Annotated in this window: 9 protein-coding genes; 7 read left to right on the plus strand and 2 right to left on the minus strand. The window is 38.0% G+C overall.

Annotated elements, in window-relative coordinates; translation table 11 throughout:
- Window positions 1-41 precede the first annotated feature (41 nt).
- Window positions 42-1,796 carry a Mur ligase family protein gene (locus CXF79_RS02735; RefSeq protein WP_232769060.1) on the plus strand — a complete coding sequence of 585 codons (1,755 nt, stop codon included), beginning with the start codon at window positions 42-44 and terminating at the stop codon, window positions 1,794-1,796.
- A gap of 65 nt (window positions 1,797-1,861) precedes the next feature.
- Here CXF79_RS02735 and CXF79_RS02740 read toward each other — a convergent pair whose 3' ends face one another.
- Window positions 1,862-2,137 carry an HU family DNA-binding protein gene (locus CXF79_RS02740; protein ID WP_011042697.1) on the minus strand — a complete coding sequence of 92 codons (276 nt, stop codon included), beginning with the start codon at window positions 2,135-2,137 and terminating at the stop codon, window positions 1,862-1,864.
- A gap of 427 nt (window positions 2,138-2,564) precedes the next feature.
- Here CXF79_RS02740 and CXF79_RS02745 point away from each other — a divergent pair, with 427 nt between their 5' ends.
- On the plus strand, window positions 2,565-5,600 hold the full coding sequence (locus CXF79_RS02745; protein WP_198560019.1) for a DUF748 domain-containing protein: 3,036 nt from the start codon (window positions 2,565-2,567) through the stop codon (window positions 5,598-5,600).
- Between the two features lie 50 nt (window positions 5,601-5,650).
- Here CXF79_RS02745 and CXF79_RS02750 read toward each other — a convergent pair whose 3' ends face one another.
- Window positions 5,651-6,955, minus strand: a complete 1,305-nt coding sequence (locus tag CXF79_RS02750) for a sigma-54 interaction domain-containing protein (protein WP_011042699.1) — start codon at window positions 6,953-6,955, stop codon at window positions 5,651-5,653.
- 401 nt (window positions 6,956-7,356) lie between these two features.
- Here CXF79_RS02750 and CXF79_RS02755 point away from each other — a divergent pair, with 401 nt between their 5' ends.
- The 5 genes from CXF79_RS02755 to CXF79_RS02775 are packed head-to-tail and all read left to right on the plus strand — an operon-like array spanning window position 7,357 to window position 13,906.
- A complete protein-coding gene (locus CXF79_RS02755; RefSeq protein WP_101153840.1) occupies window positions 7,357-8,943 on the plus strand; it encodes a cytochrome ubiquinol oxidase subunit I in 1,587 nt (528 codons plus the stop codon).
- Window positions 8,944-8,953: 10 nt separating this feature from the next.
- On the plus strand, window positions 8,954-10,108 hold the full coding sequence (gene cydB / locus CXF79_RS02760) for a cytochrome d ubiquinol oxidase subunit II (protein WP_101153841.1): 1,155 nt from the start codon (window positions 8,954-8,956) through the stop codon (window positions 10,106-10,108).
- 40 nt (window positions 10,109-10,148) lie between these two features.
- Window positions 10,149-10,280 (plus strand): cytochrome bd-I oxidase subunit CydX, encoded by a 132-nt coding sequence (gene cydX / locus CXF79_RS02765; protein WP_011042702.1) that lies wholly within the window; start codon window positions 10,149-10,151, stop codon window positions 10,278-10,280.
- A 51-nt stretch (window positions 10,281-10,331) separates the two neighbouring features.
- On the plus strand, window positions 10,332-12,110 hold the full coding sequence (cydD, locus tag CXF79_RS02770; RefSeq protein WP_101153843.1) for a thiol reductant ABC exporter subunit CydD: 1,779 nt from the start codon (window positions 10,332-10,334) through the stop codon (window positions 12,108-12,110).
- The gene (locus CXF79_RS02775; protein ID WP_101153845.1) at window positions 12,107-13,906 is read left to right on the plus strand and encodes an amino acid ABC transporter ATP-binding/permease protein; all 1,800 of its coding nucleotides are present in this window, start codon (window positions 12,107-12,109) and stop codon (window positions 13,904-13,906) included. The genes cydD and CXF79_RS02775 overlap by 4 nt, the downstream gene beginning before the upstream one ends.
- The last annotated feature ends 22 nt before the right edge of the window (window positions 13,907-13,928 follow it).

Raw genomic sequence — 13,928 nt, forward strand, 5'->3', positions numbered from 1 at the left:
ATTTCTCATTGATAAACACAGTTCCAAAAGCGAAGTAATATATGCTAAAAGAAAATATAACACTGAGCTTAGATGATAATCGTCGGCTGACGGGTAGAAATTTATTATCCGATCAGCCTGGCGCAATCATTGATGCTTTTGTATCAGGTATTGATAAAATTACCGTGGTAAATGTTTGGTCAAAGTATGCTCAACAGTTACTCAACGCCGTTAACTGGTTAGAGGAAAAAACGTTCTCTCGAATTTTCGAAGATGGAATATCTATTGCCATTAGCGCACCCTTAGATGCACTTTATGCTGCGTGTGATTTGAATGAGTTAGCATGGCAGCTTACCTGTAATGAATTAACTCAAACACCCAATGAAGAATCAATTTCAGCAGCAATAAGTCGTTTAAACCAATTGATAGCTGAGGAAGTCAATCCAGAGTTACTTGAGTTAATTAAGCAGTCAACGTCTAAAAATATTGTCTATTTGGTTGATGATGATGAATTTTCATTGGGTTATGGTACTACGGCACAAAGTTGGCCAATATCAGCATTGCCTGAGGTATCAACTATAAACTGGTCACAATACAAATCGATTCCACTGGCTTATGTAACAGGCACTAATGGCAAATCGACCAGTGTTCGCATTATGTCGCAAATTATCAAACAAGCGGGTAAATGTTGTGGTGTTACCTCAACCGATTTTATCCGGGTAGGCGATAATATTATTGATCATGGCGACTATTCTGGTCCGGGAGGTGCAAGAATGTTATTACGACACCCTGATACAGAAACCGCTATTTTAGAAGTTGCTCGGGGTGGAATTTTACGTAGAGGATTACCGATAGATAATGTAGATGCAGCATTGATCACTAATATTGCCGAGGATCACCTAGGGCAATATGGTATTAATACTGTTTCAGCATTGGCTCAAGCTAAAGCTGTTGTTGCTAAAGGGTTGCTACCTAACTTAGAAGATAAAGGGCAGGAGCATAATAGGCAAGATAAGGGCAGGTTGGTGCTCAATGCAGATGATGAAAATTTAGTTGTTTTAGCGCCTGAAATACCCGTTACTAAGTCATGGTTTTCCTTACATGAAGATAATGCGACATTACAGCAACATAAACAAAAAGGTGGCGCTGTTTGTTTTGTTAGAGAACAACACTTGGTTTATTCAGTCGGTAATGAAGAGTCGGTAATCATTGCGGTTAATGACATTCCTATGACGCTAAACGGTGCGGCTTTGCACAATATTCAAAATGCCCTTGGCGCTATCGCGTTAGCTAAATGTCTCAATGTTGAGAATGAGGCTATTAAAATAGCGCTATCAAATTTTGCCAGCAATGTTGAGGATAATCCCGGCAGAGGTAATCATTTTACTGTTAAAAGTGCAGAAGTGATCATGGACTTTGCACATAATGTTCATAGCATGGAAGCGATGGCTGTAACCACGGCGAATATGAAAGCACAGCGTAAATTTTTAATGCTAAGTCATGCGGGAGATCGAACTGACAATGAGATCATCAATATGACTAAAACGGCATTAAAAATGAAACCTGATTTCATCGTTGCTGCGGAGTTAGTTCCTTATTTACGAGGGAGAACATTGGGAGAAATACCTCAGCTTATTGTAGATACGGCGCTGGCTTATGGCATGAAAAGAAGTGACATTTATATTGCAGATAGTCCTTTTAAAGGAGCAAACTATATTGTAGAACAGTTACGAGAAAAGGATTTAGCATTACTGATGGTTTTATCAGAGCGAGAAGAGATAATCGAGCTTTTGCTTGATAAAGCTTTTGTTAGATAGGGAAACTCTGTATCAGTCACAAATAAGCCCCCTATATTAAGGGGGGCTTATTTGACATCAAATGACTAAACGTTTACCGCGTCTTTCAATGCTTTACCCGCTTTAAAAGCAGGTACTTTCGCCGCAGAAATTTGGATCTCTGCACCTGTTTGAGGATTGCGACCTGTACGAGCAGCACGGTCATTTACTTTGTAAGTACCAAAACCCACTAATGCGACATCACCGCCATTAGCTAATTCAGTTGTTACAGAACCAATTAAACTATCTAAAGCACGGCCAGCTGAAGCTTTTGAAATGTCTGCGCCTTCAGCGATTTTCTCTACCAATTCACTTTTGTTCATTATTATTATTCCTTAATTATGGTTGTCACTAACATACTAAAAAATAACTGTGAATTGAGCAATAGAAATCGTAAATTTTGTGCGAAATGTCGACATTTTATTTGTTTTACGGTTAGTTAAAGCAATATGTATACTAATTTTCAAGCAATATGCTTATCTCAGAGTGCATGAACAATCATTGTTTTCTCGATAAATAGTTAACTTTTTCTATACTAAGTCTTTAGGCATAACATTTCATCGAGATAAAATGTTATGTCGCCTGATTTCAATTTATCAGCACCTCAAAAGTAGAGCGATTAATACTTTATCGTTTTATGATATTTAAACTTTTGAAAATAATGGTAATTTACGGGATAAAATGATTAGATAGTGACTATTTTCCATATCCAAACCCGTGTTTGAATAAGTATATTAAATGAGTTTTATTATGACCTTTTGGCAAAAGTTTTCTTTATTAAATAAGCGTATTAAAGCCATCATTTATAGTGGCATTGTGATATTCCTATATGCCATAAGTGGCTTTTTTATCTTACCTCTTATAGTAAAACCACTCATCATTGACACAGTGACAGAAAAATTAGAACGACAAGCGCAATTAGACGTTATCGAATTTAACCCGTTCACTTTATCAATTACCTTAAAAGGTTTCAGTATTAGCGGTAAGCATACCGATAAACTACTTGATTTCGATTTGTTAACGGTAAATTTGCAAGCCTTTCCGCTTTTACAAAAAACGATTTCTTTTGACGAAATAATTATTAATAAACCCGAAGTTAGCGTAATCATACTTGCTAATGGTGAATTCAACTTTCAAGATATTATCCTTAAAAATACCGCTCTCGATAGTGAAGTTGACAGTGAAAATACGAATGAAGCTGCTTGGATTTTATCAATAGATAAGTTTCGTCATAATGAAGGGATTATCAACTTCAGTGATCAGAATAGAGAAACAGCTTACCACCATACAATTAAAGAAATTAATGTTGCGTTGGATAATTTCTCCACTAAAGCGGGTGACAATAATATGCACCTTGTTAAAGCTAAAACATCACAAGGTACTGAGCTCAACTGGCACGGAAAATTTAGTTTATCTCCGCTTAAGTCTTCAGGTGATATTAGTTTTGTCAGTCCATTAAAGATTGTCTCAGACTATTTGCAGCAAAGAATATTATTCAATATTACTGAAGGGTCATTGAAGGTTAATAGTCATTATGATTTTAACTTTGCAGGTGAACAGCCACAATTTATTATCAATAATTTAATGGCTTCAATTTCAGCATTAGAAATCCGCCGTAGAGATGACAACAAAAAAATAATTACCTCGGATGAACTAAGTGTAGACCTTGAGCAATTGAGTTCATCGGATAAAAAAATAGTAATTAATAGTATTTCTAACACAGGCAGTTTTATTGCGGTGAGCCGGGACAAGTTATCGCAGTTTGATATAGAAAAATTATTTATACTACAGCAGCTAAATCAATCAGTGAGTACTAATAAAACTGAAGTTTCAACGGAAAGTTCGATTGAAAAAGATCAAGCCGTAAAACATAAGGATAATAAGCGTGAGAACTGGGATCTAGAAATAAAGGTCATCAGTACAAGTAATAATAATATTGTCATTAACGATAGTTCAGTATCACCCATAGCAATTCATGACGTCACAATAAAGTCATTAACAATTGAACATTTAAAACCTTTTACCGACGAATTAGCACTATTATCCTCAACTATAGGCTTGAACACTCAAGGTATTATTAACCTGAAGGGCACAATAAAACCTGAATCTAAACAGTTGTCCCTAGCCCTTGATACCGAGCAAATATCGCTAAAAGATTTCCAGCCTTATATTAACTCTGTTGCTAACATGAAAATACTTAATGGTGAGTTAGCGACAAACTTAATGATAGATATTGACGCTGCTAAGGTTACTCCTTTATTGAATATTAAGGGTGATATTAAAGTAAGTTCGCTAAATGTCATTGAGACAACATTAAATGAAGAGTTTTTAAGTTGGGAAAATTTAACTTTAAACGATATGCAATTTAGTTACCCAGCGCAACGTTTGAACTTGTCTGCGATTAATATTAATGAACCTTTTCTACGTCTAGTTATTAATGAAGGTAGTACTACCAATATTCAACAATTGATGAAAGTGGAACAAGCAGATGCGTCAGATTCAGAGACGAAAAACAGTAAGTCTGAGGTTAACAATGAAGTCAGCTCAGCAGAGCAAAGTTTTACAGCAGATATTAATGAAATCAATATAACTAATGGGAAATTGGATTTCTCAGATAGCTCACTAACTCCTAAATTCAGTGCTGGAATTTATAGTCTAAATGGCGATATCACAGGATTATCTTCCAATGAAGACAGCAGAGCAAAAATAGATTTAAAAGGTAAAGTCGATAAATATGCGCCTGTTATTATCAAAGGTTCCGTGAACCCGCTAAGTCATGATGCCTTCACTGATATTGACATGTTATTTAATGGAATTGAGTTAACGACATTTACACCTTATAGTGGGAAATTTGCTGGCTATGCAATAGATAAAGGCAAACTGAGTTTAGGGTTAAATTATAAATTGTCTAATAATAAGCTGGTTGCTGAAAATAATGTAACGTTAGATCAGCTCACTTTAGGTGAGGTTGTTAACAGCGAAGAAGCCACCAGCTTACCGATAAAATTTGCATTATCTCTGCTAAAAGATAGCGATGGGGTAATAGAATTTAACTTGCCTATTCGAGGTGACATCGATAACCCAGATTTTAAATATTCAAGTTTGGTTTGGGGTGCATTGGGGAATTTGATTACCGGTATTATAAGCTCTCCTTTTAAAGCGTTAGCAAGCTTGGTTGAGGGAGATAATGACAATTTAGATCATGTGATTTTTACCGCAAATAGTTTTGAACTTAATGAGGCGGAGCAGGGCAAACTTAATTCACTCGCCAAAGCATTATTACAGCGACCTTCTTTATACATAGAAATAAGAGGATTAAGTTCAAACTTAATTGATCATGACGAAATGGCGTATGCAAAAATATTAAAACAATTGCAAATTGCGCCTAAAACCTTATCGGGCGTGCTCAGCGAAGATGAGAAAAAATCGTTAGTTACTTATTACCATTCGTTGAATAAACAAACAGCGCAAGAAAATCCGAAAGAAGAACCTTCAAATCAAGTAGACGTTGCTCCTACGTTAACTAAAGAAGATCAGGAACTAGCTAAAGAGAAACTCTTTAATGAGGCGATTAAGTTTATGCTTGCTGAAACACCGATAACAGACGCAGAATATTTAATGCTGGCAAAACAACGCGCATTACAAATTCAAAAGCACCTGATTGAAACGGCTCAAGTGCCAACTGTTAATGTGTTCTTACTCGACAGTAGTATTGAAATTGAAAACAAGCTTGCCAATATTGAGAAATCAGAAATAACGCTACCCCTTAGTCTAAAAGCCAAATAGCGCTCATTGGTTAAATGGATTACCGATGCCTCTAAGAATAAGAGGCATTTTTATTTAGTCGAAGAAAAGTCTTTGATGTTTAACTGATGCTTTTGCAGTTTTCTGTATAAGGTTCTAACGCTAACTTCTAAGTTATCAGCGATGGTTTTGGGTTGGTTACCATATTGGTTAAGCAATTTGGTTATGTGCTCTTTTTCGTTTGATAGTAGATTGCTTGAGTGAGTTTCTATCTCGTTTAAACCGACAAGATTTTTGGGTAAGTGTTCAATGCTTATTAAGTCATCATCACTTAATAAGGCACTTCGTTGCACTATGTTTTTAAGCTCTCTGACATTACCTGGGTAATGATAATGAGATAATGCAACTAAGGCTTCAGAGGTAAACTTTTTCGAGGAAAATTCACTTTTTGATAATAAATGCTCTGCTAATAACGAAACATCAGACTTTCTTTGTCTTAGTGTTGGCAAACTAATGGGAAAAGCGGCAATCCGGTAATATAAATCTTCTCTAAATTCACCGTCTTCAACCATCTTTTCTAAATTCTTATGACTGGCACAAATTAGCCGAAAGTTGGCCATTTGCTTTTCAACACTACCGACACGTCGATAATGACCTGTTTCAAGTAATCGTAATAATTTTACTTGCAAATTCAGTGGCACGTCGCCTATTTCATCTAAAAATAAGGTGCCACCATTTGCCATACACACTAAACCTTTTTTACTGGTGTTTGCGCCCGTAAACGCGCCTTTTTCATGGCCAAATAACTCTGATTCAAATAAGGATTCGTTGAGCCCGGTACATTCAACTTCTATAAAAGGCTGATCAGCTCGCTTACTTGCTTGATGTATTGATAAAGCCGCGAGTTCTTTACCTGTTCCGGTCTCACCTTGTAATAATATGCTGATATTACTTTTTGCACTACGCGTGATCATTTTGAGGAGCTCTTGAAACGGCTCACTTTTACCAATTAATTTTAGATCGCTACTAACACTACTTGCAAAATCGACCTTTTCTAGTATTTCTAAAAAGCCAATGGTCATGCCGTTGTTGTCTTTAACAGGTTTCATCAGAATATTACAATAAATATCACCAGAGCCCGTTTTATGAATGTGCAAAGCAGAGCTGTTTTTCCCTGTTTCTTTACATGATGAAAGGGGACAGGCTTCGCCTTTTTGGTCACAAGGTTTAGTGAAATTATGTGATACCCCGTAACACTTACTTTTCCCTAGCATTACTTCTGTCGTATAGGTATCACGATAAGCCTGATTAACTGCTTCAATTGAGTAATCATGGGTAATGAATATTGCTGGTTTCTCTACAGCTTCGATAATTGCTTGAATAGTTTGGTGTACCACTTGCTGTGAACCCCTTGATTTTTTACGTCATAATTGACACTGGCTGTCATTATTTAATGTCATTTATGTCTTAAATGAAAGTTATTTTGAATTTATTATTGTACCTAACCTATATTTCCTTATTTTTCAGTCAGTTAGGTTTTTGTTTTTTTATGGCGTACTTATTGCTAAATACTCATTGAGTAATAAGTAGAGCTAATTGTATAACTGCCGGTGAAACAACGAGGTTAAACCGCCAGCTGTTTAATCGTTCTCCATTTGCTTGTGATTAAAACTACCGTGGTTATAACGATCAGCTATATTTACTTTAATCCGGTGTCATTCTAGAAAATTGAACGCTAGTTGAATGCACATCAGCACAACTTTTTAATAACAAAAGCACAGAAGTGAGAGTAATTAACATGATAAGTGAAGCTTTAGTTGAATTATCGCGATGGCAGTTTGCTGTTACCGCACTATTCCATTTTTTGTTTGTTCCCTTAACCATCGGTTTAACATGGATTTTATTTATCATGGAAGCTGTTTATGTCATGACAGGGCGTGAAATTTATCGCGATATGACAAAGTTTTGGGGCAAGCTATTTGGTATCAATTTTGCGATTGGTGTGGCTACCGGTCTAACGATGGAGTTTGAGTTTGGTACTAATTGGTCATACTACTCTCATTATGTCGGCGATGTGTTCGGCGCACCGTTAGCAATTGAAGGGCTAATGGCCTTTTTTCTTGAATCTACTTTTGTCGGAATGTTCTTTTTAGGTTGGGATAGATTAAGTAAACGTCAGCATTTAATGGGCACATTTCTTATGGCGTTAGGTACCAATTTTTCTGCGTTATGGATTTTGATTGCCAATGGTTGGATGCAAAACCCCGTGGGAAGTGAATTTAACTACATGACAATGCGTATGGAGCTAGTGAGCTTTAGCGAAATTATTTTCAATCCGGTTGCTCAAGTTAAATTTATTCACACTGTAGCGGGCGGCTACGTTGCTGGTTCAATGTTTGTGTTGAGCATTAGCAGTTATTACTTACTTAAAGGCAGAGATATTGCGTTTGCAAAACGTTCTTTTTCAGTTGCCGCAGGATTTGGTCTAGCAGCGATATTTTCCGTTATTTTATTGGGTGATGAATCAGGCTATGAGGTAGGTGAAGTACAAAGAGTTAAACTTGCTGCTATTGAAGCGGAATATCATACCGAGCCAGCACCTGCTGCATTTACCTTAATCGGCATACCAGATGATGAAGCAATGGAAACCCATTATGCAGTAAAAATCCCCTATGCTTTGGGCCTTATTGCCACGCGCTCTTTAGACGAAAAAGTGACTGGTTTACGAGACTTACAAAAAGCGCATGAACCGCGTATTCGTAATGGCATGATCGCTTACAAGTACTTAGTTAAGCTACGTAATGGTGAAGACACGCCTGAAAACCTTGCTAAATTTAATGAAACTAAACATGACCTTGGCTACGGTTTACTACTTAAGCGTTATACCGATAAGGTAGTCGATGCGACCGAAGCACAAATACAAATGGCTGTTAAAGATTCTACGCCACCGGTAGCGCCTGTTTTTTGGGCATTTCGCATGATGGTTGCTTCCGGCTTTATTATGTTACTGCTATTTTGTTTAGCATTTTATTTTAATGCGCGACGTCAAATCGAACAAAAACGTTGGTTACTAAAATCAATATTTTATGCATTACCGCTACCCTGGATAGCGATAGAAACGGGTTGGTTTGTTGCTGAATTTGGACGTCAGCCTTGGGCAATTAGTGAAATATTGCCGACCTTCTTATCTACTTCATCGTTAGCGGCAAGCGATGTGCTGTTTTCTCTTATTGCCTTCATTGTTGTTTACAGCATTTTATTTGTTATCGAAATGTACTTGATGATTAAGTTTGCGCGTTTGGGTCCCAGTGCTTTACACACTGGACGTTATCATTTTGAACAAGCACCAGAGTTAACGTCTGGTCTTCGCAGCCAGAATTCTTAAGGAGAAAGATGTGTTTGATTACGAAACATTAAAATTTATATGGTGGTGTCTTATCGGTTTTCTTTTCATCGGTTTTGCAATCACCGATGGTATGGATATGGGCGTAGGTGGTTTGTTGCCCTTTGTTGCTAAAAAAGATGTCGAGAGTCGAGTGGTTATCAATACGGTTGGTGCGCACTGGGATGGCAACCAAGTTTGGTTTATTACCGCAGGCGCTTCTTTGTTTGCGGCGTGGCCTTTAGTGTATGCAACGGCTTTTAGCGGTTTTTATTTTGCCATGATGTTAACACTATTTAGTTTGTTTTTACGTCCTCTTGCCTTTGATTACCGTAGTAAAATTGACTCATTAAAGTGGCGAACTAACTGGGACAAAGCATTATTTGTTGGCTCTATGGTGCCACCCTTAGTGTTCGGTGTTGCCTTTGGTAATTTATTACAAGGTGTACCTTTTGGCTTTGATTCGCTCATGCGGGTAACGTATACCGGTTCATTTTTTGCTTTATTTACCCCTTTTACGTTATTAACGGGTGTAGTGAGCGTAGCCATGATGTTGCTGCATGGTTCAACGTGGTTAGTCATGAGAACAGATGCTGATGTTGCTCAGCGTTCAGCCAATATTGGTCGTGTGGTTGCCGTCGTATTATCGCTTTCTTTTGCATTGGGAGGGGTGATGATTTGGAAAAATATTGATGGTTACTTGGTTGTTAGTACTATCGATACCATGGGACAAGCACAGCCAACAATAAAAGAAGTGACAACAGGTTCAGGGGCTTGGCTCAATAATTATAAAGAGGCTCCATTGTTATGGCTAGTACCTGCTGTTGGGGTAGTTGCACCACTTTTTGTGGCACTTTTGTTGAGCATAAAAAGTAAGAGTACCTCAGTAAAAGTATTTGCTTTTATCGGGAGTTCTTTAACTATTATCAGTATTATTTTAACCGCTGGCGTTGCTATGTTTCCATTTGTTATGCCATCGAGCAGTGTTCCAAATCACAGTTTATTGATGTGGGATACCGTCTCTAGTGAAGGAACGTTAGGGTTAATGTTCATGGTCGTTGCCTTTTTTATCCCTATCATTATCGGTTATACCCTTTGGTGTTACAAAAAAATGTGGCGTACGGTTACCATCGCTGAAATTGAGCAGAATAATCACACCGCCTATTAATCTGGTCGGCACGAAACTAAACAAGAACAGAGGAAACATTATGTGGTATTTCAGTTGGATTTTAGGCGTATTACTTGCGGTGTCATTGGGCATCATTAATGTGATGTGGTATGAAATGGAGCAGCATGTAGATAATGTTGCTAAAGACCAAGACACTGACGATCAAGCGTAAAAGAAAATGAGTGCATAGCATTAAAAATGAGCCGGTAATAAGTTGGTAGAAATGACAGAGAAAAATGAACAACAAAAAAAGCAAGTTAACGACTGGCTCAAATATCAGAAAAAATACGCTCACGGTAAGTTAAGTCGCGCTATTGCCTTAGGATCATTAAATGGATTATTAATGATAATACAAACAGCAATGCTGGCTTACCTTATTGATTTAGTGATATTTCCGAGTGAAGATCTGAGTTTAACGAATAGCTTAAGCAACAGTGTAACCACAGAGAGTATTCTTTTTTCAGAGACCACTCTAATAAGCATGGCATTAGTCGCCGTTATTTTTTGTCGTGCGGCATTAGGGTATTTTAGTGAATGTTATAGTCGTCGTGGTGCTATGGATATTAAAGCCAATATTCGTTCACGATTGCTCAATCGCTTATTTCAGTTCGGTCCTGCTTTTACGCAAACTAAAGGCAGTGCCAAGTTAAGTCACTTATTGCATCAAGGTATTGATTCATTGGAGGATTACTTTGCGGGTTATCTTCCGGTAATTGCTTACTGCGCGGTTATACCTCTAGCAATACTTATCGCTGTATTTCCCATTGATTGGCAATCAGGATTAATTTTGTTAATTACTGCGCCCATGGTGCCATTTTTCATGATACTCATTGGTCATAAGGCACAGCGTTTAAATCAAGAACATTGGGCTAAGTTACAAAGGATGAGCAGTCACTTTCTCGATATTATTCAAGGATTAACACAACTTAAAATATTCAACGCTTCTCGTAGAGAAATCGCTGCGGTAAAAAAAATCAGTGATGACTATGGTGATGAAACTATGGGCATTTTAAAAATTGCTTTTCTGTCATCATTTGTTTTAGAGTTTTTAGCCTCTATTTCAATCGCATTAGTGGCGGTGGTACTCGGCTTTCGTTTGTATTATGGCGATGTTGATTACGTTTTTGCGCTATGGGTTCTATTACTCGCGCCTGAATTTTATCTGCCTTTTAGACAACTCGGGACCCAGTATCATGCAAAGATGGCTGGCGTCACAGCAGCAGAAGACTTGGTTGAAGTACTGAGTCAGCCACAAGTACATTATTCGCTGGAAGAAAAATTTACAGCACCATTCTCTATCAGCCTTGTGCAGGCAGAGTTTGCTTACCCTGACCGCAGTAATGCTTTAACTCAAGTAAATATTGAATTCTCATCTCAGGGTTTATATGCCGTCATAGGTGAAAGTGGCTCTGGCAAGTCAACCTTGATAGACATGGTGTTAGGATTTGTTCAACCAGATTCTGGGCAGGTCGTAGTCAACAATCAGCCGTTAACTGCTGCTAATCGTGATCACTGGTTGAAACATTGCGGATGGATTTCCCAACAAGCACAAGTATTCTATGGCTCATTAGCTTTTAATATTGCCTTATCTGATAATTATCAAGATGACTTAGTGATCGAAGCACTAGAAAAGGCAGGATTAGCCAGCTTTGTGCAAACCCTTGAACAAGGTATTGAGAGTGAAATTGGCGAAGACGGAGCAGGGCTCTCAGGTGGACAAGCACAACGTTTAGCGCTTGCGCGAGTATTCTATCATCAACCTGATGTTTTGATACTAGATGAACCAACAAGCCACCTTGATCAACAAACTGAACAAATCATCACCTCTTCAATCAATGCATATGCTGAAAATCATATTGTCATCGTTATTGCCCATCGTTTACATACTGTTATCGACGCAAAAAAAATCATTGTGCTTGAGCAAGGGAAAGTCATCGAAACGGGCACACATCAAGAGCTGTTAAGTCATGATGGCTATTACGCGCAGCAGGTGAATGTATGAAGGTCTTTATACGCTTAATTTGCTTACTTAAACCGCAGTTGCCGTTAATGTTACTTGGCGCATTATTGTCAGTCATTACCGTGTTAGCCAATATTAGTTTACTGGCAGTGTCAGGCTGGTTTATTACCTTGATGGCCATTGCCGGAACAACAGGTATCACGGTCAATTACTTTACCCCTGCGGCAATTATTCGTTTTTTAGCCATAGTGCGCACCGCGGGTCGCTACGCAGAACGGATGTTAACGCATCGAGCAACGTTTAATGCACTGGCACATTTACGCCATTACTTCTATCAACAGCTAGAGCTGCTACTACCTTATTACCGTATTAATTTACGCTCGGGTGATTTGTTAGCAAGGTTGCAGCAAGATATAGATAATCTTGATAATTTCTATTTACGGGTACTGCTACCTATTGTGGTTGCCCTAATATCAGTCCCTATTGTTTGTTATGCACTTGCTATTTTCTCACCCACTATTGCTTGGGTCATGCTAGCGGCATTTTTGATTGTCGGACTTGTTTTCCCGGTGATCAGTTATTTAGCGTCAACAATACTCTCGCAAGAAAAATCTCACCTAGAAAGTCATCTCACTGAAGAGTTAGTTAATGGTATTGGCGCGATTAAAACGCTATTGGTGTACCAAGTAAGCATCAGTTATCAGCGCTCAATAGCAAACATTACCAAACAATATTATGGTGTGCGTTATCGCTTAGTTAAAATTAATGCCAGATTGACAGCGATAATTTTTCTACTTATTCATTTATCAGCGTTAGCGTGCTTATTACTGTTATTACCACAGTTATCAACGGGCGAAGTTGACAGTAAGTCTTTAGTCGCGGTTATTTTATTGGTATTGGTGAGCTTTGAAACCGTGAGTAGCATGCCATTGGCATTGCAGTTGTTACCGCAAAGCCTAGCCAGCGCGGCAAGGTTATTCGCTATTATCGATAAAGAAATACCTGTAGATATTGGCGTTGAGAGAGTGAAACATGGTGATATTCATTTTGAGAACTTCACTTTTAGTTATCCAGAGAAAAAAACGCCTAGTTTAATTGATATAAACTTATCAATAAAAGCCGGCGAAAAAGTTGCAATTATTGGTGCAAGTGGGGCAGGGAAGTCAACATTAGTTAATTTACTGATGGGCTTTTGGCCGACCGGGCAGGCTCTTTCATCAATAAATGCTTCTTTTAATTCTTTAACGAACCCCTCATCAAATGCCACCGAAAGTAAAAATAACAAAGGCAGGATTACTATTGCCGATTGTGATTTGAGCTTGATAGAACATGAGTCTCTGCGCCAACATATTGCCTTGATGAGCCAGCAAGGGCATATCTTTGAGGCAAGTATTGCGGATAATTTACGTTTAGCTAAACACGATGCTACGCATGAAGAAATGCGTAAAGTCTGTCAATTAGTTAACATAATTGATTTTATTGAGGGCTTACCCAAAGGTTTAGATACTTGGTTAGGAACCAGTGGTGCAGGGTTGTCAGGTGGTCAAGCTCAGCGATTACAAATTGCCCAATTACTACTGCGCTCTGCCAGTGTGCTGATTTTAGATGAACCAACAAAAGGGTTAGACCGTCATAATGAAGAACAGATTATGCGTAATATATTAGCCCATGTGAAGCGACAGCAACAAAGCTTACTGGTGATCACTCACAAACCTTTGATGTTAGAAAAAATGGATAAAATAATCGTCATGCAGCAAGGAGAAATTGTTGCTCAGGGCAGCCACAGTCAACTGGTTAACAATAACGATTATTATCAAAAACTACTAAATTATTTTTAAACACAACTTACATAACTATGGA

The organism is Colwellia sp. Bg11-28 (assembly GCF_002836245.1).
Classification (GTDB): Bacteria; Pseudomonadota; Gammaproteobacteria; order Enterobacterales; family Alteromonadaceae; genus Colwellia; species Colwellia psychrerythraea_A.

Excerpts from the sequence above, each read along its gene's own strand:
- CXF79_RS02735 (WP_232769060.1), top strand. The coding sequence starts at position 42 with ATGCTAAAAGAAAATATAACACTGAGCTTAGATGATAATCGTCGGCTG.
- CXF79_RS02740 (WP_011042697.1), bottom strand. The coding sequence starts at position 2,137 with ATGAACAAAAGTGAATTGGTAGAGAAAATCGCTGAAGGCGCAGACATT.
- CXF79_RS02745 (WP_198560019.1), top strand. The coding sequence starts at position 2,565 with ATGACCTTTTGGCAAAAGTTTTCTTTATTAAATAAGCGTATTAAAGCC.
- CXF79_RS02755 (WP_101153840.1), top strand. The coding sequence starts at position 7,357 with ATGATAAGTGAAGCTTTAGTTGAATTATCGCGATGGCAGTTTGCTGTT.
- cydX (WP_011042702.1), top strand. The coding sequence starts at position 10,149 with ATGTGGTATTTCAGTTGGATTTTAGGCGTATTACTTGCGGTGTCATTG.
- cydD (WP_101153843.1), top strand. The coding sequence starts at position 10,332 with ATGACAGAGAAAAATGAACAACAAAAAAAGCAAGTTAACGACTGGCTC.
- CXF79_RS02775 (WP_101153845.1), top strand. The coding sequence starts at position 12,107 with ATGAAGGTCTTTATACGCTTAATTTGCTTACTTAAACCGCAGTTGCCG.